This is a genomic window from Kocuria sp. APC 4018, assembly GCF_030407675.1.
GTDB lineage: Bacteria > Actinomycetota > Actinomycetes > Actinomycetales > Micrococcaceae > Kocuria > Kocuria rhizophila.
The window spans coordinates 1-23,118 of record NZ_JASDCY010000010.1 but is presented as its reverse complement, the minus strand read 5'-3'; the positions used below and the strand labels follow the sequence as shown (position 1 = coordinate 23,118).

Genomic DNA, 23,118 nt, shown 5'->3' with positions numbered 1-23,118 from the left:
GGGGGCTTCCCCGGGCTGTCCCAGGATCCGGGCGTCACAGTTCGTCACGAGGGGTGTGCGGATTACCATTCGCCGCCCTATCGTGGCGCACATGAATTCCGCAGAAAGTACCCGGCGTCTGCCGCGGTGGATGACCTCCTTCGGGTGGCAGATCCTCATTGCCCTGATCGCGGGCGTTCTCCTGGGGTCCCTGGCCTCTGCCATGGGCGGGGACCCCGAGGAGAGCCCCAACTGGCTCATGACCACGCTGGGCACCATCGGCTCCAGCTACGTGACCATCCTCAAGGCGGCCGTGGTGCCGCTCGTGGTCACCGCGGTCATCTCCTCGATCGCCAACCTCCGCGACGTCTCCAACGCCGCCCGGCTGGCGTGGAAGACCCTCATGTGGTTCGCCATCACCTCGCTGATCGCGGTGGTGATCGGCATGGTGCTGGCCGTGGTGGTCCAGCCCGGTGTGGGCACCGGCCAGCCGCAGCCCGAGACCTACTCCGGCACGGAGGGTTCGTGGCTCGCGTTCCTCAAGGGCCTGATCCCCGTGAACTTCCTGGGCCTGGAGACCACGTCCAAGGTCATCGACCCCGAGACGGTCAAGACCACCGTGAACTTCAACATCCTGCAGATCCTGGTGGTCTCCCTGGTGGTCGGGATCGCCGCCCTCAAGGTGGGCCGGGAGGCCGAGCCCTTCCTTAGCCTCATGAAGTCCGGGCTGGCCATCATGCAGAAGGTCGTGTGGTGGATCATCCGCCTGGCCCCGCTGGGCACCCTGGGCCTGATCGGCACCGCCGTGTTCGAGTACGGCTGGACCTCCATGGGCTCGCTCGTGAGCTTCGTGCTCACCGTGTACGCCGGGCTGCTGCTGGTGGCGTTCGTGGTGTACCCAGTGATCGTCAAGCTCAACGGCCTGTCCGTGAAGCAGTTCTTCGCCGGTGTGTGGCCCGCCATGCAGCTGGGCTTCGTGTCCCGCTCCTCCCTGGGCACCATGCCCGTGACCCAGCGCGTGAGCGAGTCCAACCTGGGCGTGCCCGGGCACTACGCGTCCTTCGCCATCCCGCTGGGTGCAACCACCAAGATGGACGGCTGCGCCGCGATCTACCCGGCGGTCGCCGCGATCTTCGTGGCCCAGTTCTACGGCGTGGAGCTCATGCCCATGCACTTCGTGCTGATCGCGCTGGTCTCCGTGCTGGGCTCGGCCGCCACCGCGGGAACCACCGGCGCCACGGTCATGCTCACCCTGACCCTGTCCACCCTGGGCCTGCCCCTGGACGGCGTGGGCCTGCTGCTGGCCGTGGACCCCATCCTGGACATGGGCCGCACCGCGCTCAACGTGACCGGCCAGGCGCTGGTGGCCACGGTCGTATCCAAGCGCGAGGGCATCCTGGACCTCCCCCGCTACAACGCCCCGCTGGCCGGTCGCCCGTTCAAGGACGACGACGCCGCCACCGGCCTCCCCGGCAACGGCACCTCCGCGCGCGAACCGGAGCACGCGGCGTCGGCGTCCGGTGCCACGCTGTCCCAGACCTCACCCGGGGCGACGGACGGGCAGCGCACCGTGTAGCACGCGCGTCACCGCCGGCACCTTCTGCGAACGGGGCGGCTCGGGTTGATCCCGGGCCGCCCCGTGGCGTGCGGGGGTCGATCGTGTCAGCGCTGGGCACTAGGCTGTGATCCACCTCACTACCGATCCAAGGATGGTCACCATGAGCGTGTACAGCCAGCCAGGCACGGACGGATCCGTCGTCACTTTCAAGCCCCGCCACGAGCACTTCATCGGGGGCCAGTGGGTTCCGCCTGTCAAGGGTCAGTACTTCGAGGACGTCACCCCCGTCACGGGCCGGGCGTTCACCGAGGTGGCCCGGGGCACCGCCGAGGACATCGAGGCCGCGCTCGACGCCGCCTGGGCCGCCGCCCCTTCCTGGAACGCCTCCACCCCCGCGCAGCGCGCGCTCATGCTGAACAAGATCGCGGACCGCATGGAGCAGCACCTCGAGACCATCGCGGTGGCCGAGACCTGGGACAACGGCAAGCCCGTGCGGGAGACGCTCAACGCGGACATCCCCCTGGCCATCGACCACTTCCGGTACTTCGCCGGTGCCATCCGCGCGCAGGAGGGCCACCTGTCCCAGCTGGACGAGGACACCGTGGCGTACCACTTCCACGAGCCCCTGGGCGTGGTGGGCCAGATCATCCCGTGGAACTTCCCGATCCTCATGGCCGTGTGGAAGCTCGCCCCCGCGCTGGCCGCGGGCAACTGCGTGGTGCTCAAGCCCGCGGAGCAGACCCCGGCGTCCATCATGGTGCTCATGGAGCTGATCCAGGACCTGGTCCCGGACGGCGTGGTGAACATCGTCAACGGCTTCGGCGTGGAGTGCGGCAAGCCGCTGGCGTCCAACAAGCGGATCCGCAAGATCGCGTTCACGGGCGAGACCACCACGGGGAGGCTGATCATGCAGTACGCCTCGGAGAACATCATCCCCGTCACCCTGGAGCTGGGTGGCAAGTCCCCCAACATCTTCTTCGAGGACGTGGCACGGGAGAAGGACGGCTTCTACGACAAGTCCCTGGAGGGCTTCGCGTTCTTCGCCCTGAACTCCGGCGAGGTCTGCACGTGCCCGTCCCGCGCCCTGATCCAGGAGTCCATCTACGACTCCTTCCTGGCGGACGGCATCGAGCGCGTCACGCAGATCAAGGCCGGCAACCCCCTGGACACCGACACCATGATCGGCGCGCAGGCCTCCACCGACCAGCTGGAGAAGATCCTCTCCTACCTGGACATCGGCAAGAAGGAGGGCGCCAAGGTGCTCGTGGGCGGCGAGCGCGCCGAGCTCGAGGGCGACCTCGCGGGCGGCTGCTGCGACGGCTCCGCACCCATGTGCTTCCCCGCCGGGGGGTTCCGCACGGGGGACTCCGACGTGCTGCTGGGCACCGCCCGGCTGACCGCGGCGGACTCGTCCGAACTGGGCCCGGTGGATTTCTGGATCTCCGCGGAACAGTTCGAGGCGTGGCGGCGGACCCGGCTGGTGATCGACGCGGTGCCGGGGCGGGGGTCCGGGTTCTCCCTGGAGACCCCCACCGGGCGCCGGTTCCTCACCCGCAGCGAACTGTGCGCCGTGTGACTCCCAACCCGCGCTAACCTGGGGTGATGGAGCGATCCGACATCCCCCTGGCGGCACGGGTGGAGTTGGCGCACGCCGAGATCCAGGCGGTGGCGCGGGCCCGTGGGGTGGACGCCCTGCTGGTCAAGGGCTACGCCGCGGACCCCCGGCTGTACGTGCGGGGGCGGGTGAGCAGCGACGTGGACGTCCTCACCCGGCCCTCCCACGCGGACCTCCTGGTGCAGGCGCTGCACGAGTACGGCTGGGACACCGTGTCCACGTTCCGATCCGGCTCCATCTTCCAGCACGCCCAGACCATGCGGCACCCCCACTGGGGGCTCGTGGACATCCACCGCTCGTTCCCGGGCTTCGAGATGGACCCCGAGGCCCTGTTCGACCAGCTGTGGGCGCAGCGCCTCATCCGCCTCGTGGCCGGTTACCCGTGCGACGTGCCGCGCACGCTCGAGCACGCCCTGATCATCCTGGTGCACGCGGCACGCAGCCCCGAGTCGATGACCCAGGACGTGGGGCACCTGGCCGAGGTGCTCACCGAGGCCGACTGGCGACGCCTCGAGCAACGGGCCGCAGAGCTGGAGGCCACCGTGGCGTTCGCGGCCGCCACGGGTCAGCTGCCCCGCTACCGTGACCGCCCCACCCACGACCTCTGGCTCGTGCTGTCCCACGAGGGCACACGCTCCCAGGAGTGGCGGGCCCGGATGAAAGCCGCCACCACCGTGGGCGGCAAGCTCGCCGTCGCACTGCGCGCGCCGCTCCCCAACGTGGACCACCTGCGCATGGACCTGGGCCGGGAACCCACTGCCCTCGAGATCACGCGAGCCACCGTGTCCCGCCCCGTGCGCGCCGTGACGGAGCTGCTCACCGGCCAGGCGCGACGTCGTCCCGACACGGCGGACCGACCGACCGCCGGGGCCTCCCCCGGTGCCGCTCCCCTCCCCGGTGGGGTGCACGCCGCCGTCCATCTCCACGAGGTTGCGCCGGCCCACCCCGGTACTGTCCTGACGAGCCCGGCTCCCGGCCCGGACGCGGCGTCGTCGATGCCCCTGCCCCCCGCTCCCGGGACTCCGAGCACCGCGCCCGCGGACACCACGGCGCCGGACCAGCCCGCAGCACCGGACCCGCGGGGGCCCGGTTCCCCGGCGGGAGCACCGGGTCAGCCCGACTCGTGGCTGCTCGGCCCGGAGCCCACCACGTCTCAGGCCCGGCACGCTCCGGCCCGGACCGGCGTGCTGCGCCCCGCGCCGGGTGCCGCCGCCGTGGACGTGGCCCCCTCGGAGACCGTGCTCGGCAGCGTGTGCCTCGCGCTCGTACCCGGCGGCCGGCCCGTGGTCCTCAACGACTCCGCCGCGCTGATCTGGCACCTGGCGCAGTCCACGCCGGAGGACTCGCTGCCACAGGTGGTGGCCGAGGCGACCGGCGCACCCCTCACGGAGATCGGGCCGCAGGTGCGGGACTTCGTGTCCGACCTGGTCACACAGGGATTCCTGAGCCGGTAGGGGCAGTGCCGCTCCGGGGAGCAGCCGTGAATCATTGCTAAACTCCAGGAAATCGCATCTGCCACGCAGCGCGCTGCAAGATCCGGTGAATCCCTCCGGTCCCCGCGCCCGCGGATGTCGGTGATCCCCCCGCACAGACCCACCCCCAGGACCGGCATGACCGTCATTGACTTCCTGCGCCTCACCCGCGCCAACCTCGTGCTGCTGCTGGCGGCCACCCTTGCCGGGCTGCTGCTGGCCTTCGGCGTGGCCCTGGCCCAGCCCAAGATCTACACGTCCTCCTCCACGGGGTTCGTGACCACCACGGGCAGCAGCTCCCTGGGGGACGTGCTCAACGGGGACGTCGCCGCCCAGAACAAGGCCAACGCCTACATCCCGGTGATCTCCTCCCGCTCGGTGGCGGAGAAGATCGCCCAGGATCCCGCCCTTGGCCTGACGGCGGACGAGGTGGCGGGCCACCTCACCGCGAGCGTGGTCCCCAACTCCGCACTGATCAAGGTGGACGCCACCGCCGACGATCCGGAGAAGTCCGCGGCTCTCGCCAACTCGGCGCTGCAGGCGACCGCCGAGGTGGTCCAGGACCTCGAGGGCAGCAGTTCACCCGTGCGCGTGGTGCCCCTCGAGGACGCCCAGGTCCCCGGCGGGCCGTCGAGCCCCAACACCAAGCGGTACCTTCTGGCCGGCGCCGCCGCCGGGCTGCTGGCCGGCTACGCCGTGGCGTTGCTGCGCAAGGTGTCCGACGTGCGCATCCGCACCTCCCACGAGGTCGAGGAGCTCACCGACGCCGGCGTGCTGGGCATCCTCCCCAAGACCCCGTCCCTCAAGGGCAACAACCGCGGTGAGGTGGAGGACGACGCCGCCCACGAGGCGGTCCGCCAGCTGCGCACCAACCTCCGGTTCGTGAGCGTGGACAACCCGCCGCGGTGCGTGGTGGTCACGAGCCCCAACCCGGGTGAGGGCAAGTCCACCGTGACCACGGCCATCGCCAACTCCTTCGCGCACGCGGGCGAGGCGGCCGTGATCGTGGACGCCGACCTCCGTCGGCCCACCGTGGCGGGAGTGTTCGGGGTGGACGGCTCCGTGGGACTCACGCAGGTGCTGTCAGGTCAGGTCGCGCTGCAGGATGCCCTGCAGCAGGTCCCCGGCTCCTCCCTGATGGTGCTGCCCGCCGGGCGCATCCCACCGAACCCGTCCGAGCTCGTGGGCTCACAGCGCATGAAGCACGTGCTCACCGAGCTGCGGGAGTCCTACATGGTGTTCGTGGACGCCCCGCCCGTACTCCCCGTCACGGACGCCAGTCTGCTCGCGGCGGCGGCCGACGGGGCGATCCTCGTGATCGAGGTGGGTGGCACCCGCAAGGAGCAGGTGGAGCTCGCGGCCTCGATGCTGCGGCGCGTGTCCGTGACACTGCTCGGTGCCGTGCTCAACCTGGCTCCGGCGCGGGGCGTGGGCTCCTCCCACTACGGCTTCGGCTACGGCGGGTACCGACGCGGCTACTCGTCCTACTACGGCGAGACCAAGAAGTCGTCGCGGGGGTTCCGGGCCAAGCGCCGCGCCACCCCCGCCCGGTCCCGGAGGTCCTCCTCGGCCGGCTCCTCGGCGTCCTCCCACTCCGCCCGCGACGTCTGACGGCGGGCCACGAGTGCGTGAGGTGACGGGCGGCTCCCCCGTGGTGTCCGTGGTCATCCCGTGCGGCCGTGACGCGGAGACCCTCCCTCTGCAGCTGGCCGCTCTGGCGCGGCAGCTCTCGGCACCGGCCTTCGAGGTGCTCGTGGTCAACAACGGGGCGCCGGGCGCCCTGGACCACCTCGTCGACGATCACCCCGACCTCCCTTTCACACTGCGAGTGGTGGAGGCCACCGAGCGGAAGGGTTCCTCCTACGCGCGCAACGTGGGCGCGGCGCGGGCACGTTCCGGGCTGCTGATGTTCTGCGACGCGGACGACGTGGTCTCCGCGCACTGGGTCCGCTGCGGGATCCAGGCGTTCGAGCTCGCGCCCGTGTGGACCGGGGCGGCCACAGCCTTTGACAACCACGTCTTCCAGGACGGTCACGCACCGGTGCAGCAGCTCGTCGACCGTGACCTCGAGGATTCGGAGCCGGTTCCGGACACCCCCTCGGAACCCACCGTCCTGATGGGGTGCAACTTCGGAATCCGTCGGGATCTCTACCGTGCCGTGGGTGGCTTCGACGTGACGGTGCCCCACCACGGGGATGACAACGATCTCGCGGCGCGTCTACGAGCACACGGCGCACCCGTTCCGCGTGTGGAGTCGGTGCGCGTGGCATACCGCCAGCGCCGGAATGTCGTGCAGAGGGGCCTGCAGGCCCATGCGGACTGCAGGGCGGCACAGCTTTTGGCGGCGCGCGTGGCACAACCGCTCCCCCGGCGTGACGCACTGCTGCGCGTGGCCGCCCTCGCCCTGCGCGCCCCGTTGTTCCCCGTGGGCATGGCCCTGCGGCGGCAGTGGGAGCCGGCGGCGGTGGTGACCAGGTGGTGCCACGTCCTGGGCACGGTGGACGGGCTCGTGCGCTACGCCGTCCTGCGGCGCGTGCCGCCCCGGGAACTCGGTGTGGGGTGGGACGCCCCTCAGGGGTGAGACCGGGCGGCGTCGTCCGCGCGGGCGGCCACCACCTGGTGCAGACGCGCCACGAAGCGGTCCTCCGAGAAGCGGCGGGCGTGGTCCCTGATGGCCTGCTCGTCCCAGTCGTCGGAGCGGAAACGGTCCAGCACCCTGCCGATGGCCTCCGGGGTGGGCTCCTCGAAGAACGCTCCCGTCATGCCGGGGACGACGGTGTCCAGGTAGCCGCCGCCGCGCAGGGCCAGGGTGGGCCGCCCGAAGGCGAAGCCCTCCAGGGGGGTGATCCCGAAGTCCTCGTGGGACGCCGCCACCACGGCCATTGCCCCGCGGTAGAGGCCGCGCATCTGCGCGTCCGAGAGGTCCGAGAGCATGAGCACGTTCTCTGGGCACAGCTGGCGCAGCTGGTGCTCCAGGGGACCGGTGCCCACGAGCACGAGACGACGGTCGGGCCGGACGCGCAGCGCCTCCATGACCCGGTCCACGTTCTTGTACGGGAGCAGGCGGGAGACGGAGAGGAAGTACTCGCCGTCCCCGGCGAAACCCGCCATCTGCGGCACGGCCTCGGTCTCCGTGCTGTCCTGCATGCGGTGCGGCGGGTGCTCGATCTCCACGTCCCGCCCGTAGACCTCCTTGATGCGGTCCCGCACCACCGTGGAGTTCGCCACCATGTGCTGCACCGACGACATGGCACGGCGGTCCCAGCACTCCAGCAGGGGCCGGGCGAGCAGCATGGCCCACCCCGTGGGTGAGGAGGACGGCGCGGAGCCCAGGTACTGCTCCAGGAGGTAGACCCAGCGGGCCGGCGTGTGGCAGTACACCTCGCGGACGCCGTCCGTGCGGAAGCCGTGCGCCCAGCCGCTCGTGGACACGAGCACCACGTCCGCGGGCACGCGCATCCAGGAGGAAGCCAGGGGAAGAAACGGCAGCGCCCACCGGTGGTGACGCCGCAGAACCCCCACCCGGTTGAGCGGAGAGGTGATGATGGTGGCCTCCCGGAACTCGGGGTAGGTGCCGTCCGGGTCGTAGAGGGTGGTGTAGATGGGGGCGTCCGGGAATGCGCGGTGCATGGCCAGCACCACCCGCTCCGCTCCCCCGCGCTGCGTGAGGTAGTCGTGGGCGATCGCCACCCGGACCCCTGGGACACCGTGGGCTCCACCGTTGACCGGGCGGGCGAACTCACCGGCACGGGTCGGGGGATCCTGTGCCGGGGTGACGGCGGGGCCGTGGGCCATGGGGGGTGTCTCCTCGTCGGATGGGGGTCCGATGTGCTGCGGTGCGGGCGGGGGCCCTCAGAACCTGCTGCCGGCCCGGCGGGGGTGCCGCGCCCCGGCGGCGTTGGCGGCCTCCACGAGAAGGGCGACCGCTTTCTCGGCCGCCCAGGGGGGCAGACGGTCCGAGACGGCGTCGAGAGCGGGGCACACGACCGCAAGGGTTCTCTCGGTGACCAGTTTAGCCGTGACCAGCACCGATACCCGCCAGGGGGTGAGACGACCCCCGTCCGCGGGTTCTGCGAGCGGGCCGTGGATCTCCCGGAAGCGCCGCCGGGCGGCCCCCGCGTGCAGGGCGCGCACGGTGCGCGAACGGGTGGTCGTGGCACCCATCCGGTGCTCGGTGGTCAGCTCCGGTGCCACGAGCACAGGGATGCCCGCAGAGTGCAGCCGGAACCCGTAGTCCACGTCCTCCCACCCGTAGCCCCGGTACCGCTCGTCGTAGGGTCCAATGCTCCGGGCCGTGTCCGAGGTGACGGAGACGTTGCCGCCCCACAGCCGCCACACGCGCTCCGGGGGGCAGTCCTGCGCGGCCCGCAGGGACCGTTCGGACGCGGCGTTGCCGTAGGACCGGGCGAAGGCGGTGTCCGGCAGGACGTTGTGGCACGGCCCCACCACGGCCATCGTGCGCCCCTCGTGACGCCGCACGTGACCCGCCACGAACTCCGGCCCGGGAACGAGGTCGTCGTCGCACCGGATGAGCACGCGCCCGCGGGCCGCGCGGATGCCGGCGTTGAGGGCGCCCGCGCGGCCGACGTTCTCGGGCAGCACCACGGGTTCCAGCCGGAGGGTTCCCCGTGCGGCCCAGGACCGGATCACCTCCTCCGAGCCGTCGATGTCCCCGTCCACCACGAGAACCACCTCGAAGTCCCTGGTGCTCTGCTGCTCGAGCGCGGCGAGCAGCACCGGGAGACGCCGCGCGCCACCCCGGGTGGGGACCACGACCGACGCGGCCGGGCTCACGGGAGGATCCCCAGGTCCCGGAGCAGTCCGGCCACCCGCTCGCGGCCGGCGGCCGGGCTCCAGAGCGCTTCCCAGCGGCGTCGGGCCCGGGCGACGGCGTGCTCGCCCGCTTCCGTGCCCAGCGCACCGAGGGCCTGGCGCAGGACGCACGCGAGTGACACCGGATCCTCGACGCCCGCCACCCAGGGGTGGTCGGGGCCCACCACCTCGGGAAGCGCGCCGGCGTCGGTGACCACCACGGGCACCCCGGCGGCCATGGCCTCAGCGGCCACGAGACCGAACGACTCCGGCACCCGGGAGGGGCACACGAGCACGTCCACGCGCGAGAGGAAGTCACGGCGCTGCACCCCCCCCTCCCGGAGCAGCCTGGCCCCCAGCCTTCCCATGGCCCGTGAGAGCTCCTCCGCCTGCTCCTCGGAGACGAACAGCGCCTCCCCGCCCACGCGCACCACCGGCCGCAGCGCCACGCCCTGCTCGTCGAGCAGCTCCACGGCCTTCACCAGGTCCACCAGGCCCTTCTCCGGGGCGATCCGCCCCAGGTACCCCACGACCGGCGGCTCCCCGGTCCGGCGACCACGCGGGGCGGTGGCGTCGAACGGCTCGGCCGCCGGGGCGCCGTCGTGGTCTCCGCGGGTTCCGGGACCGAGGGAGGTGTCCTCGCTCCAGTTGCCGAGGACGTGGGCGCGGCGGGCCAGGTGACGGGGGAGGAACCCGCGCGTGGACTCGGAGGGAACCACCACGGCCCGGCTGCCGGCGGCCGCGGCGGCCAGCACCGGCATCTGCGCGCGGGTCGGAACACGGTGGACGTGCGCGATGCGTCCCGGGATCCCAGCCGTGGCCACCACCGGACGCAGACCGTGGCACCACACGGGCGCTCCGGCATCCTGCGCCCGCACACCCGCCACGGCCCTGCGGGTGGCCCGGGCGGCCCGCCACCAGGGATCCTCCGGGTGGGTGGGCACCTCGACGGTGGCGTGGCCCGCGCACCGGGCCGCCGAGAGCACGTGCGAGGGGGCGGTGGGTGCCACCACCACGGGTTCCATCCCCACGGCGGTGAGGGCGTCCGCGCACGCGAGGAGCATGACCTCACCCCCGCCCAGGTCCCCGTGGCCGGCCACCAGGACGATGCGCCCGCTCACTTCAGGTTCCCCGCGACCTGACCGCGCGCGATCCGTCTGGCCCACCTGTCGAGCCGCTCCTGCTCGCGCTCCGCCCGCAGCTGCGCCCGCTGCACCGCCAGGTGGTGGCCGGCGAAGCCCAGCACCAGCGCACCCGGGATGGCCAGGAACACCTCGCCCAGGTTGGTGGCACACACCGCCAGCGCCACAAGTGCCCCCTCGAGCCAGACCGAGCGTCGCGCGGTGGGCAGCGCCACGAGCGCCACGAACGTGGCCGCGAACAGCCCCACCACCAGGGCGAAGCCGATCCACCCGGCCTCTGCCCGGATGGCCAGGTAGGAGTCGTGGAAGAAGAACGTCATGTCGTCCAGCTGCACCTGCGCACTGCCCGCCCCGTTGCCCACGAGCGGCTGCTGGGCCACGAGCAGCTGCTCCTGCTCGGAGATGCGCTCACGCAGCGCGTCCGAGCCCTCCCGCCCCTCGAACGGCCCCGTGGTGGCCACGGAGTCCGGCAGCCGGAGGATCCAGGCGACCGCGGCCACCACACCCAGCACGCCCAGGATCCTGTTGAGCCGCCCTCCGAGCACCATCCAGAGGAGGGCGATTCCTGCCGCGAGCCAGGTGGTGCGGGAGAACGTCATCACCAGCGCGGTGATCCCCACGAGCAGCACCACCACGGTGGTCTTCTTGGACGGCAGGTACGGCAGGCTCAGCAGCAGCACGGTGAGCAGGAAGAGGCCGGCGGTGTTGGGGTCCCCGAACCAGCCCGTGACGCGGCCCTCGTAGGCGCTGCTGCCGATGGTGGCCAGGGCGTGCGCTCCGGCCACCGTGATCCCGAGCGCGAGCCCCCGTGCCGCCATGAACAGGGGAATCCGCCCGGAGGAGAGCACCAGGGCAGTGGCCGCCCACAGCGAGATGCTCGCGATCCGTTTGGCGTCCACCTCGCCGTTGAGCACGGAGGCCACCGCCATCCAGACGGGCACGAGCACGATCGCCAGGGGGAACCAGGTGGGTCGCGGTGGCGCCGTGGAGGCGAAGAAGAGCGAGCCCAGCACCAGGGGCACGAGTGCCACCGAGCTCAGGGGCAGCGGGGCGCCCGGGATCTCCTGTCCCTCGCACACCGCGGCGGCGAACAGCAGCAGCACGGGGATCGCGCTGGAGACACCCTGCCGGATGCCGGCCGTCTCCACGCCCGTGAAGCGGTCCGCGAGCATCCGCTGCACGGCCGAGGCGCCTCCCCGCGGGGACGCGCGGTGCTCGGCTCGTCCCCTGGCGCCCCAGGCGCCCGTCTCGGTTGCGGTGTGAGTCCTCATGCGGGGGTCCCCGTCCTGTCAAGAAGCATCGTGTACAGCGCGCTCACCGCGCGGGTGGTGTCCTGGGGCGTGGGCCAGTCGGTCGGCGGCCCGGGGCGTCTGCGGGGATCGGCCTGCTCCGCGACCGTGCGGGCCACGGCCGCGGGAAGCTCCGGGTGCCCCGGGGGCACCAGGCACCGCGCCGGCAGGATCTCAGCGTTCCCACCCACGTCGGTGGCCACCACCCCGAGCCCGGACGCGGCGGCGTCGAGCAGGGTGTAGGAGCAGTTCTCCCAGCGCGAGAGCTGGACCACCACGTCGTGCTCGGCCATGGGCGTGCGGGGGTCCAGGTGCCCGGGCAGGGTCACGCGGTCCGTGAGGCCGAGGCGTTCGACGCGCGCCAGGAGCCGGTGGCGCTCCTCCCCCTCCCCGGCCAGGGTGAGCCGCGCTCCAGGGTGGGTGGTGCGCAGCAGGGCCAGGCTGTCGAGCAGGGCGTCCAGGTTCTTCTCCGGAGCCAGCCGGCTCAGGGACAGCACGCGCGGGGCGTCCGGTGCAGGGCGCGGCGCGGCCGTGGGCTCCGGGCGGTCGATCCCGTTGGGGACCACGACGACGCCGCGGGCGCCCCACCGCTCCCGCATCACCGCCGCGGTTGCGTGCGACACGGCGATCGCCGCGTCCGTGCGCCGCAGCCTGCGCGTGTGCAGGGCGGCCATCGCGCGGGCACGCCGTGGGTTCGCGTGGTAGAGCCCGGGGTCGCCCGCGATCCCGTGCTCGGTGCTGACCAGCAGCGGCACGCCCCCGACGCGTGCGCGTCCCGGGACACCGGGCACGCGCAGCCCCCGAAGGACCGCGGCGCACACGAGGTCCGCGTAGGCCAGGTGGGAGTGCACCACTGCGGGGCGCAGGGTGCGCACCGCGTGGCGCAGCGTGGCCGCCGACGCCGCGGCCGCCCGGACCGTGCCCGCCACCCGGTGCGCGGCGTCGTCGCCGTCCGTGTCGTGGGAGGCGCCGTCCACCCCGTGCGAGACCCCGTCCGTGCCGTGGGGAGCCACGCCCGGGGTGCGGATCGCTGCCCCCGAGCCGCCGGACGCGGCGCCCGGGCCGAAGGGCCCGGTGAGGACGGCGACACCGGCGGCGTGCAGCTCGTCCGCCAGGCGCCCGGGTGGGCACAGCACGGCCAGCCGGAATCCGGGGATGCCCGCGCGCGCCACGTCCAGGACGTAGCGCGCCACTCCCCCGGTGTCCGAGACCGGGGTGACCCACAGGGCGAGGGGATCGAGCATCAGAACCACCGCTCCAGCCGTTCCAGGGCGGTCCAGAAGCCGTGGCCGCCGTCCACGTGACCCATCCAGATCTCGGGGATGAAGCCCGCGTCCGGGCAGTGCACGGACAGTCGCCGCGCGAGGTCCGCGAAGTCCACGTCCCCCTCGCCCACCTGCACGCCCTCACCGTCCACACCGGTGGCGTCCACCACGTGGAGGTGGGCGGTGCGCGGCGCCAGCAGGTCCACCGCGTCCGCGAACGGGAGATCCAGGAACGTGGCGGCGAGCTGACTGTGGGAGACGTCCAGGGTCAGGGGGACGTCGAACGCGCGGGAGAACTCGGCGGTGTCCCTCGGGTCCACGAACAGGTTGTGGAACCACTGCCCGCCCAGCAGCCACGGGAACGGCGGCAGCGTCTGGGCGGTGAGCCGCACCCCGGAGGAGTCCAACCGGGCCAGTGCCGCGCCGATGCGCTCGTAACCCCGGGCTCGCTCGGACTCCGGGATGTGGCCGTGGCGGGTGAAGCCGCCCATGGTGAGGACCATGAGCGGGTCCTGCTCGCCCTCGAAGAACGGGACCAGCTCCCGGGTGCGGTGGATGGTGCGCTGCACCTCCGCGATCGAGCGCTCCCACGTGGCGGGGTCCGGGCTCGCGAGGTCCACCACGAAGTCCCCCGGGAACAGGTCCGGCAGGTGGGTGGTGAACGCCGTGGGCAGGCGTCCGGTGAAGACCGACGCGGGGTCCAGGTCAAGGTCACGCGCGGAGAAGTGGAACTCCAGGAAGTCCGGCTCCCGGTCACCCATGAGCTCCCGGGCGTCGTGGTACCGCACGGGGATCCCCCAGGGGCGGTCGAAGCGGTAGGTCCGCGCGCGGGTCGCCTCCCGGCGCAGGTCGCCCGGGTAGAAGAAGTCACCCTCCGCGACCGTGCGGTGCATCCTGCGCCCCACCAGTTCCTGCATCCGGTCCGGCTGCAGTCCGCGCCCGGGGCTGCGCACCGTGACATCCTCCGCGCGCACCCGCTCCCCCTGCGCAACCGTGCGGGCTGCCACCAGGGACGTGGCCAGGTTCACGCGGTTCATGGACTCCCCGGGGGTCACCCGGCGGGGTTCCGCGGTGCCGATGGCCTGCTCCACCTGGCGGATCTGCTCGACCATCTGCGCGAACTCGTGGGGCAGCAGGGACACTGCGTGGTCGTTGCCCTCCATGTCCCGGTCCACCGTGAAGTGCTTCTCCACGATGTGCGCCCCGCGTGCCACGGCGGCCACCGGAACGTGGCTGCCGCGTTCGTGCCCGGAGTACCCCACGGGGCACCCGCCGAGCTCCGCGAGCCGGTCCATGTACGCGATGTTGAGGTCCTTGTACGGCGCGGGGTAGGTGGACTGGCACTGCAGCAGGGCGAACGGGGCGCCCACCTCCCGCAGCACGGCCACGGCGTCCAGGATCTCGTCCTCGCTGGACATCCCCGTGGACACGATCAGCGGCACACCGCGGGAGCCCGCGTCGCGCAGCAGCCCGTGGTGGGTGAGGTCTGCGGAGGCGATCTTGAACGCGGGGACCCCGTACTGCGCCAGCACCTGCACGGAGGGCGGGTCCCACGGCGTGCACAGGGCGTCGATGTCCCGGGCCCGGCAGTGCTCGAGCACCTCGAGCATCTGCGCGGCGTCCAGCGAGAACCGGGACAGCAGGTCCAGCGTGTACTGGACCCCCAGGTCCTCTCCGTCCGAGGCCGCTCCGGCCTGGCGGTAGAGGGCGTCCAGGTCCCGCAGCTGGAACTTCACGGCGTCCGCGCCGGCCTCCTGGGCGAGGTCCACGAGGTGCTTGGCGAGCGCCACGGAGCCGTTGTGGTTGTTGCCGATCTCCGCGATCAGCAGCGCCGGGTGCCCCGCGCCCACCGTGTGCCGGCCGATGCGCAGCTCGCCCCCGCCCGGCTCGCGCACCGGCTCCGGGGCACGACGCCGCACGGTCCCGTCCGCGACCCGCCGCGCGCGGGCGTCCGTCTCCGCCGTCATGCCGCACCTCCCGAGCCGGGGTCCGCAGACCCCCGGGAGAGCTCGTGCTCCTGGCGCCGCAGATACCGCTCGGCGAGCTCGAGGTCCTGGAACGTGTCGATGTCCACGCCCTCCTCCTCGGCCATGACGAACAGGCCGATCTCGCCGCCCAGCCGGTTGTCCAGGCGCTCGTAGATCTCGGTGCGGGTGATGTAGAGGGAGCCCGTCTCCCGGTAGCGCTTGTCCGTGGGTCCCATGTCCTGTCGGCGTGGCCGCGCATCCACCGGGTAGGCCGCGCGCGGCGGGTCGGTGAGCTCCCACAGGAACGGCGCCACGGGAACCACCCCCACCATCGAGTCCACGCCGGTCTCCGCGAACTGCGCGACGGCGCGGTCCAGGGTGCCGGGCTGGCGCACCGGGGAGGTGGCCTGCAGCAGCATCACGGCGTCCGGGCGCCGGCCCTGCGCGGTGCGGGCGTCGATCGCGTGGCGGATCACGGGTTCGGTGGGGGTCTCGTCCCGCGCGAGCTCGGCGGGGCGCAGGAAGGGGACGTCCGCACCCGCGGCCCGTGCGACGTCGGCGATCTCCTGGTCGTCCGTGGAGACGAGGACGTCCAGGGCGGGCCGGGCGGCGAGCGCCTGCTCGATGGTCCAGACCACGAGAGGGCGCCCGGCCACGGAACGCACGTTCTTGCGCGGCACGCCCTTGGAGCCGCCGCGCACGGGGATCACGCACAGGATGTTCACGGGACCTCCCGGTGGCTCGGATCGACGACGCCGCCCGCGAGCTCCCGCAGGATGCGCGCCACCGCGCGGGCCGGCTCCTCGGCGGGCACCGCGGGCGCGGGTGTGGCCGGTGCCGACCCGCTCGGGGCGGCGGCACCGGCGGGCGTCCCGTTCCAGCGGGCCATGCCGTACCGGCCCCAGAAGGCCTCGAGCCAGCGCGGCGGGGCGGGGTGCGTGACGCGGGCGGGAAGACCGCGCGCGGCGGCCTCGAGCACACCCGTGGAGAACACGGAGCCCACGGGCGCGTCCACCTCGGTGAGAGCGTCCCCGACGCGGTCCACCGCGAGTCCCCTGGCCCGCCACACGGCGTGCTGGGCGCGGGAGAGTCTGTCCGTCTCCCCGGGGTGCGGCCGGTAGAGCGCCCCCGTGCTCGCGCAGAAGAGCTGGGCCGCACGGGCGCTGTCCCGGCGCGGGAGCTCCGCGCCGTGCAGCTGCCCCAGGAACACGGGGCGGTGGCCCGCGGCGGACCCGGACGCGCGGTGCTCGGGCCGGGACGCGGTCCACAGCAGCTGCGAGCCGACCACCCGGCTGCTCACGTCCTCCCGCCGCCAGCCGTAGAACGCGGCGTCCTGCTCGGAGAACGCGAGCAGCAGCGAGTCCGCCGGCAGGGGCGGTGCGAACGGCGTGAGCAGACCGTGCTGGACCACGGCGAACGCGGCCCCGAGGGCGCCCGCCCAGTGGTGCGCGCGGGCCCCCGCGGGAAGGTAGTCCCCCGTGGCGGCCACGGCGCGCAGCCCATCCAGCACCTCGGGCACACTGGTGCCGGGCGCCTCTGTGCCGCGCCACAGTGCGGGGTCCTCACCGTGGGCGGCCAGGGCGTCCCGCGCGGGTTGCGGGGACAGCACGGCCACGTCCGTCCCGTCCAGGTGGGCGAGCGGGCGCAGGACGGCGGCGATCTGGGTGGGCGTGGTGGCGTCCACCGCGAGCAGCACCGCTGGGTGCTCACCGCGCCACGCGAGGTGCAGGGTGGGTGCTCCGGCGGGGTCGGGTCCACGACCGGGGCGCAGCGCTCCCACAGCGCGGTCCCGGGCGGCGCGCAGGGGGTGCGCCCCGCGCTGCCACTGCCGCCACAGCCCGAGGTCTCGGGGGAAGGCGAGGTGCCCCGAGGGAATGCTGCCCAGGATCATGACCAGCACCTCTCCACCAGCGCGACCCGGTGCGCGAACGTGTGCTCCGCGAGCGTGCGGCGTCGTCCCCGCTCCCGGATGCCCTCCGCCCAGGCGGTGTCGCGACGGGCCCGCGCCGCCAGCTCGGCGAGCTCCTCCGGCGTGCGGTAGACCAGGGTCTCCGTGCCCACGTCGTAGAAGCGGGAGACGTCCTCCCGGTCCACGGCCTGCAGCCCCGCCATGCCGGGGACCTCGAACGTGCGTATGGACAGCCCCGCCTGGTCGCCGTGGGCGTTCACCGCGAGCAGCCCCTCCGCCTGGATGCGGTACGCGTCCGCGAGGGGGACGTCCCGCTCCGCCGGGAGGTCCGGGCGCGCCCAGCGCCACGTGCGCAGCCGGTCCACGGGGTGGTGGGACCAGCCCCGGCCCCACGCCCGCACGGGCACCCCCGCGCGGTGCACGGCGAGCAGCAGCCGCTCCCGGTTGGGGTACCACGAGCCCACGAAGACGACCTCCGGGCGGCGTGCCGGGCACGGTCTCGCGAGGCGGGGGTCGAAGCCGTTGGGGACGAAGTGGGCGTCCACGCCGTGGCCGGCGAGCATGGCCGTCTCGTCCGCGCTGTAGCTCAGCACGGGGCCCACCTCGCGGAGGAAGTCCAGGGAGTGCGGCTGGCGGGAGAGGTCGTCGTAGAGCCACAGGATGCTCGGGATCCCGCGGCCGCGCAGGGCCTCCCACACGCGGTCGTCCAGCAGGTCCCCCTTGATCACGACCACCCTGTCGGGGCGCACCTCGTTCAGCACGCGCAGGGTCCGCTCGGAGGCCCACGCACGGGCCGCTGCACCGTCCGGGACCCCCCACCGGGACAGCCCCACCCGGGCCGGGAGCTCGTGCGCCACCTTGTTGCGCACCTTCTCGCCCCAGGACGCGTAGGAGTCGTAGCAGTGCGTGCGCACCACGTAGCCGAGGTCCTCGAAGGCCGCGGCGATCGAGCGGTGGTACCCGTGGAACGCCGGGCTCACGAGTAGCAGCGTGGGCGTCCTGCCCGGTGCGGCGTTCACGAGGCACCCCCGGTCCGGGCGCGCAGAGCGGGGTGGACCAGCGCCAGCTCCTCCCGTGCCACGCGCACCGGATGGACGTCGCGTCCGGCCGCGGCGCGCGCGGTGTTCACCACGAGGTTTGCGCCCGTGGCCGCGGTCAGTGCGGCGGCGAGCGCCCGCGGGTGGCCCCAGCGCCGTGCGTACCGGGCGCGCGCGTCCACGAGCCAGGTGCGGCGGTGCGCGGCGTCCGAGGACCCGCCGCCGGCGTGGACCACGCTGACCCCTCCGGCCACGAGGGAGGGGATGCCGTGCTCGCGGAGTCTGCGCTGCAGGTCCACCTCCTCGGCGTTCATGAAGTACCCCTCGTCGAAGCCGCCCACGGCGCGCACCTGCTCGACCGGCAGCAGCATGGCCGCTCCCACCACCCAGTCCACGCTCGTGACGGCGTCCGGGCGCACGCGGGTGTCGTGCCCCACCAGTTCGTGCAGGGCCCGGGTGTGGCGCCAGCGCGCGAGCGGGGAGAGCCACTCCACGGTCTGGTGCCCGATCGAGGGGAAGTGCCGGCCGCTGTGCTGCTCGGTCCCGTCCGCGGAGAGCACCCGGGGGGCGACGACGCACGGGTGCCACGGGTGCGCGGCGTCCAGCATCTGCGCCACGAACCGCTCCCCCACGATCAGGTCGGAGTTGAGCACGAGTGCCAGCGGGGTGCGGACGCGGCCGAGGCCGGTGTTGACGTTCGCCCCGAACCCGCCGTTGCGCGCCCGGCGCACGAGCTCCACGGGGCGGGCGGGCGCCGGTTCGTTGTCCGCTCCGCCGGTTGCCACGCGGTCGTCGGGGGGAGCGGTCCCCGGACCCAGTGCGGTGTCGGGGGTGAGGGTGAAGGGGACGGGCGAGGCGTCGTCGGACACCACGATCCGCAGCCCGGGCACGTCCCGCTGCGCGCGCAGCTGGCGCAGCAGCGCACGAGTGGCCGCGGGGTCCCCGTAGTGGGGCACCACCACGGTCACGAGGTCGGACGCGGGGGCGCCCAGTTGGGGGGTGATCACGCATTCTCCCTGGTCAGGATCGCGAGTCGGCGGTGGCCCGCGCGGGGGTGGGGCGGCAACCGATGACGATTCATCCTATCGGGTGGAGGGCCAGAGCCGGGGTGCGGGCGGCCTGCCCAGCACCCGGTAGCGCAGGTGACCGGCCACCGTCCCCCACGCCCAGCCGAGCCCGTGCGCACTGGCACCGCCGTCCCTGCGCCCCCAGCCGTGCAGTGCGCCGGCCGTCACCTGGACGGCCTCCCGCACGGAGCCCGTGAAGGAGACCGGGGGCCGCACCCCGGTCTCGGCCAACCGGGTCCACAGCAGCATCCGGCCCTGGGCGTAGTGGAACGCCTGCCGGGCCTGTCCCCGAGCGTCCGGGCGCTGGGTGTAGAGGATGGCCGTGGAGTGCACGGGGTGCAGGGGGTGGCCGTGCGCCGTGAGCCGCCGGCAGAAGTCCACGTCCTCGTGGCCCGCCGGGAAGGACTCGTCGAATCCACCCACCTCCGCCCACACCGACCGGTGGATTCCCAGGGCCCCGCACAGCACGTAGTCCACGGAACCGAACACCGTGTGCAGCCCGGACTCCTGGGCCTGCTCCACGCCGCCCACCACGGGCACGGCGTCCGAGCCGACCACGGGGAACTCCTGCAGCGCCCGGGCCATCTCGCGGACCCAGTTCGGCTGCACGCGGTCGTCCGCGTCGCAGATCAGGATGTGCTCGGCCCGTGCCTGCTGGCAGCCGCGGTTGCGCGCGTGGCTCACACCCTGGCGGGCCGGGGCGCCCACCACACGCAGTCCGCACGGGAACGCGCCCGCCCAGCGCCGCGCCGTCGCCGCCGTGCCGTCCGTGGAACGGTTGTCCGCGACCACCACCTCGAACGGCGGGGCCCCCACCTGGTGCGCGAGCGCACCGAGCTGCCGCCCGATCGTCGCCGCCGCGTTGAACGCGGGAACCACCACCGTGACCTCGGGCTCCACGGTCTGTCCGCCGTGCCGTTCGCTGCCGCTGACCTCGCAACCGCTGTGTGCCGCGGGGGCGAGGGGCGGCACGGCCTCCGCGCCGTACAGCCGGGTGAGCGCCTCCCGGAAACCCCGCATCCCGTAGGCCTCGAACACCTCCCGCCGGGCCCGGCGGGAGCGCTCCTCGGCACGCGGCTGGTCCGCGAGCACCGTGAGCACGGCGTCCGCGAAGTCCTCCGGTGCATTCGCCACCCCCGCGAACCACCGGCCCGGGCCCACGCCCTCGGCCCCCACCGAGGTGGTGACCACGGGAACCCCGGCGGACAGCGCCTCCACGGTCTTGAACTTCAGTCCGGCTCCCCGCCGCAGCGGAACCACCACGGCGTGTGCCGCGGCGAGCAGCGGGTCCAGGTCCGGGACGAACCCCAGCAGCTCGACGCCGTGCTCCCCCGCCAGCCACGTCAGTTCCGGGCCTGCTCCGCCACCGGCCACCCGCACGCGCAGGTCCGGGTGGTGGGAGCGCAGCAGCGGCAGGACGCGCAGCGTGAACCAGCGCAGGGCGTCCTCGTTGACCTCCCGGGACAGCAGCGCGACCATCAGCAGCTCCGCAGACGCCGCAGAGGGAGCCCGCACGACGTCCCGGTGCCTGCCCCCCAGCGGCGGCGGGAGCACCGCCACCGGCACGGAGCCCTCCGAGAGCAGACGGGCGTCCTTCCGCGAGAGGACCGCCACGGCGTCGGGAGTGTGCGCACCGGGTGCCGCTCCGCCTGCCCGCGCCTCGATCGCGAGCGAGCGGCGTCGTGCCCAGGACCAGCGGGCGCGCAGCAGCCGCGAGCGCACGGAGGACCCCTCGATGCCGTCGCGGAACCGCTCGGCGACCTGGGACACCACGTCGTGCAGCGTGAGCACCACGCGCGCCCGGGGGTTCACGCGGCGCACCCACGGCACGAGCACGGCGTGCTCCTCCCACTGCAGGTCCACCACGTCCGCCGCGGCGACCGCCCGCAGTGCCTGCTCCGACTCCCGCAGACGACGGACGAACCACGGCTCGGCCACGCCCGTGCGGACGTACGTGTTCCAGCGTCTCTCCCAGGCGGACTCCACCCTTCCCGGGGAGGGCTCCACGACGATCAGCTGGTCGATGCGCGGATGGGGTGCGGCTCGCCGCACCGCGCCGCCGTCCTGGACGATGACCGTGAGGTGCACGCCGGGGTCGAGCGCGGCGACGACCTCCCGCAGCAGCAGGCCCCCGGCATGCTGGGGCACCTGTTCGGGCACGGCCTCGCTCACCATGACGAGCCGGGGGCCTGGGCGGTTCACGTGAGCTTCCCCAGCTCCACGAGGTGAGCGAACTCCTCGCTGTCCCGCAGCAGCTCGGCAAAGGTGCCCTGCGCGGCGATCCGGCCGTCCGCCATGAACATCAGCTGGTCCGCGTGCTTGACCGTGGAGAGCCGGTGGGCCACCACCAGGATGGTCATGTCACCGCGCAGCGAGTCGATCGTGCGGGTGATCCGCTCCTCGGTGAGGTTGTCCAGCGCGGACGTGGCCTCGTCCAGCACCAGCACGTCCGGGTCCCGGTAGAGCGCCCGCGCGATCCCCACGCGCTGACGCTGCCCTCCGGACAGCCGCACGCCGCGCTCCCCCAGGCGGGTGTCCAGGCCGTCGGGCAGAGCCGCGACGATGCCCGTGAGGTCGGCGCGCTCCACGGCGCCGGCCATGGCGGCGTCGTCGATCTGGTCGGCCTCGAGCCCGAACGCGATGTTCGCCCGCACCGTGTCGTCCATGAGGAAGACGTCCTGGGGCACCACGCCGATCTGCGAGTGCCACTGCGCGGGGTCCTCGAAGATGCTGCGGCCACCGCACGTCACTTCACCGGACGTGGGGCGCAACAGCGCGAGGACCACGTCCAGCAGGGTGGACTTCCCGGCTCCGGAGCCCCCCACGAACGCCACGGTGGTGCCTGTGGCGATGCGTGCCGAGACGTTCGTCAGCACGGGCTCCGAGGCATCCGGGTAGGCGAAGCTCACGTCCGAGAGCTCCAGGTCTCCGCGGTAGGGCAGACCCCCGGGACGCCGCGGGCGGTGCGTCTCGCCGGCTGCCAGATCGTCCAGCTGCCCGGTGAGGATCTCCAGACCCACCGCGCCCGCCCGCATGGAGGCGGTGGTGCCCAGTGCCCTGTTGAGCACGGGGACCATGCGCACCGCCGCCACCGCGAAGACCCCCAGGACGCTGAACGCCTCGGCGGGATCCATGAGGGCGAACAGCACCACCGCCACGAGGGCGACTCCCACGATGAGGGCGATCTCCAGGATGTACTTGGGCAGCTCGGACACGATCGAGAGCCGCCGGTGCGCGGACGCGTCCACCGCCAGGGCGTTGCCGTAGCCCGTCACGAACCGCTGGGCGGTGCCGCTGAGCCGGGACTCCCGGAACCCGTTGATCCCGGGCATCAGTGCCTCCCACGTGGCCAGCCCGCTGTCCGCGAGTTCCTGGGCGATGCGCCGGTGCGCGGGCTTGAGCAGCCGCTGCGTCCCCAGGGTCACGGTTCCGAAGAAGACCACGGCCAGCACGGCGGCCACGGGAGAGGCCGCGAACAGCACCGCGGTCACGGCCACGAGGGTCAGCAGATCCGGAGCCAGGGTCAGGAACCCCATGATCACCTGGTTGAACGTCTGTCCCACCGCGGCCGACAGCGCCCGGTGGACCTCGCTGAGCCTGCGCCCCCGGTGGTCCATGTAGGAGGAGGACATGTAGCGGCGGAAGAGCTCCGCCCCGGCCTCGGCGGCCAGCATGGTGGAGTGGCCCAGCAGCCACCACCGGAAGGCGATGGTGAGCAGGGACTTCACCAGGAAGGCGCCCGCCACCACTGCGGCCATGGCCACGATCACCGTGGCGGTGTCCGTGGTCCCGAGCCACCGTGCCAGCACGGCGGCGAAGCCGGATTCCAGGTCCCCACCGGCCACCAGCTGCATGAGGGGCAGCGTGGCGGCCACTCCGAGCATGTCCAGCCCGGCAATCACGAGCGAGCCGAGCACCGAGCCGACCATCCAGCCACGGTAGGGGTGGGAGAGCAGACCGAGCGCCTGCGCGATCCGACGGCCCACGATCCGGTACGTCCCCTGCC

16 protein-coding genes and 1 pseudogene are annotated in these 23,118 nt (G+C 73.3%); 5 read left to right on the top strand and 12 right to left on the bottom strand.

Features of this window, described 5'->3' with window-relative positions; all coding sequences use genetic code 11:
• Positions 1-91: 91 nt before the first annotated feature.
• From QL985_RS03310 to QL985_RS03285, 5 genes and pseudogenes are all read left to right on the top strand, one after another.
• Positions 92-1,555 (top strand): dicarboxylate/amino acid:cation symporter, encoded by a 1,464-nt coding sequence (locus QL985_RS03310; RefSeq protein ID WP_121566644.1) that lies wholly within the window; start codon positions 92-94, stop codon positions 1,553-1,555.
• Between the two features lie 142 nt (positions 1,556-1,697).
• A pseudogene (locus tag QL985_RS03305) lies at positions 1,698-3,089 on the top strand (aldehyde dehydrogenase family protein); the annotation flags it as partial.
• Between the two features lie 50 nt (positions 3,090-3,139).
• Positions 3,140-4,606: a PqqD family peptide modification chaperone gene (locus tag QL985_RS03295; protein ID WP_271074066.1), complete on the top strand. Its 1,467-nt coding sequence runs from the start codon at positions 3,140-3,142 to the stop codon at positions 4,604-4,606.
• Positions 4,607-4,762: 156 nt separating this feature from the next.
• Entirely contained in the window at positions 4,763-6,235 is a 1,473-nt protein-coding gene (locus QL985_RS03290; RefSeq protein ID WP_183085993.1) for a polysaccharide biosynthesis tyrosine autokinase, read from the top strand.
• Positions 6,236-6,248: 13 nt separating this feature from the next.
• Positions 6,249-7,205: a glycosyltransferase family A protein gene (locus QL985_RS03285; RefSeq protein ID WP_121566932.1), complete on the top strand. Its 957-nt coding sequence runs from the start codon at positions 6,249-6,251 to the stop codon at positions 7,203-7,205.
• Here QL985_RS03285 and QL985_RS03280 read toward each other — a convergent pair.
• The 12 genes from QL985_RS03280 to QL985_RS03225 all read right to left on the bottom strand — a co-directional run.
• Positions 7,196-8,419 carry a glycosyltransferase gene (locus QL985_RS03280; RefSeq protein ID WP_271074069.1) on the bottom strand — a complete coding sequence of 408 codons (1,224 nt, stop codon included), beginning with the start codon at positions 8,417-8,419 and terminating at the stop codon, positions 7,196-7,198. The two genes, QL985_RS03285 and QL985_RS03280, sit on opposite strands and share 10 nt — an antisense overlap.
• A gap of 57 nt (positions 8,420-8,476) precedes the next feature.
• Positions 8,477-9,418: a glycosyltransferase family 2 protein gene (locus QL985_RS03275; protein WP_183085975.1), complete on the bottom strand. Its 942-nt coding sequence runs from the start codon at positions 9,416-9,418 to the stop codon at positions 8,477-8,479.
• The gene (locus QL985_RS03270; protein ID WP_290147587.1) at positions 9,415-10,557 is read right to left on the bottom strand and encodes a glycosyltransferase family 4 protein; all 1,143 of its coding nucleotides are present in this window, start codon (positions 10,555-10,557) and stop codon (positions 9,415-9,417) included. Before QL985_RS03270 ends, QL985_RS03275 begins: the two co-directional genes overlap by 4 nt.
• Positions 10,554-11,849, bottom strand: coding sequence for an O-antigen ligase family protein (locus QL985_RS03265; protein WP_147435343.1), 1,296 nt, complete (start codon positions 11,847-11,849; stop codon positions 10,554-10,556). The genes QL985_RS03270 and QL985_RS03265 overlap by 4 nt, the downstream gene beginning before the upstream one ends.
• Complete coding sequence (locus QL985_RS03260; protein WP_183085976.1) at positions 11,846-13,111, bottom strand: glycosyltransferase family 4 protein; 1,266 nt, start codon at positions 13,109-13,111, stop codon at positions 11,846-11,848. The genes QL985_RS03265 and QL985_RS03260 overlap by 4 nt, the downstream gene beginning before the upstream one ends.
• Entirely contained in the window at positions 13,111-15,099 is a 1,989-nt protein-coding gene (locus QL985_RS03255) for an N-acetylneuraminate synthase family protein (RefSeq protein WP_271074071.1), read from the bottom strand. The genes QL985_RS03260 and QL985_RS03255 overlap by 1 nt, the downstream gene beginning before the upstream one ends.
• Positions 15,096-15,824 (bottom strand): acylneuraminate cytidylyltransferase family protein, encoded by a 729-nt coding sequence (locus QL985_RS03250; protein WP_121566772.1) that lies wholly within the window; start codon positions 15,822-15,824, stop codon positions 15,096-15,098. Before QL985_RS03250 ends, QL985_RS03255 begins: the two co-directional genes overlap by 4 nt.
• Entirely contained in the window at positions 15,821-16,990 is a 1,170-nt protein-coding gene (locus QL985_RS03245; protein ID WP_121566777.1) for an RNA-binding protein, read from the bottom strand. Before QL985_RS03245 ends, QL985_RS03250 begins: the two co-directional genes overlap by 4 nt.
• A complete protein-coding gene (locus QL985_RS03240) occupies positions 16,987-17,988 on the bottom strand; it encodes a glycosyltransferase (protein WP_290147586.1) in 1,002 nt (333 codons plus the stop codon). The genes QL985_RS03245 and QL985_RS03240 overlap by 4 nt, the downstream gene beginning before the upstream one ends.
• 35 nt (positions 17,989-18,023) lie before the next feature.
• The gene (locus QL985_RS03235; RefSeq protein ID WP_259463938.1) at positions 18,024-19,052 is read right to left on the bottom strand and encodes a glycosyltransferase family 2 protein; all 1,029 of its coding nucleotides are present in this window, start codon (positions 19,050-19,052) and stop codon (positions 18,024-18,026) included.
• 75 nt (positions 19,053-19,127) lie between these two features.
• Positions 19,128-21,314: a glycosyltransferase gene (locus QL985_RS03230; RefSeq protein WP_121566774.1), complete on the bottom strand. Its 2,187-nt coding sequence runs from the start codon at positions 21,312-21,314 to the stop codon at positions 19,128-19,130.
• On the bottom strand, positions 21,311-23,118 hold a 1,808-nt coding region (locus QL985_RS03225), incomplete at its 5' end, for an ABC transporter ATP-binding protein (RefSeq protein ID WP_290147585.1). The genes QL985_RS03230 and QL985_RS03225, both read right to left, overlap by 4 nt.

Bases quoted from the DNA above. Each gene is read 5' to 3' on its own strand.
- QL985_RS03310 (WP_121566644.1), top strand. From the start codon at position 92: ATGAATTCCGCAGAAAGTACCCGGCGTCTGCCGCGGTGGATGACCTCC.
- QL985_RS03295 (WP_271074066.1), top strand. From the start codon at position 3,140: ATGGAGCGATCCGACATCCCCCTGGCGGCACGGGTGGAGTTGGCGCAC.
- QL985_RS03290 (WP_183085993.1), top strand. From the start codon at position 4,763: ATGACCGTCATTGACTTCCTGCGCCTCACCCGCGCCAACCTCGTGCTG.
- QL985_RS03280 (WP_271074069.1), bottom strand. From the start codon at position 8,419: ATGGCCCACGGCCCCGCCGTCACCCCGGCACAGGATCCCCCGACCCGT.
- QL985_RS03265 (WP_147435343.1), bottom strand. From the start codon at position 11,849: ATGAGGACTCACACCGCAACCGAGACGGGCGCCTGGGGCGCCAGGGGA.
- QL985_RS03260 (WP_183085976.1), bottom strand. From the start codon at position 13,111: ATGCTCGATCCCCTCGCCCTGTGGGTCACCCCGGTCTCGGACACCGGG.
- QL985_RS03255 (WP_271074071.1), bottom strand. From the start codon at position 15,099: ATGACGGCGGAGACGGACGCCCGCGCGCGGCGGGTCGCGGACGGGACC.
- QL985_RS03245 (WP_121566777.1), bottom strand. From the start codon at position 16,990: ATGATCCTGGGCAGCATTCCCTCGGGGCACCTCGCCTTCCCCCGAGAC.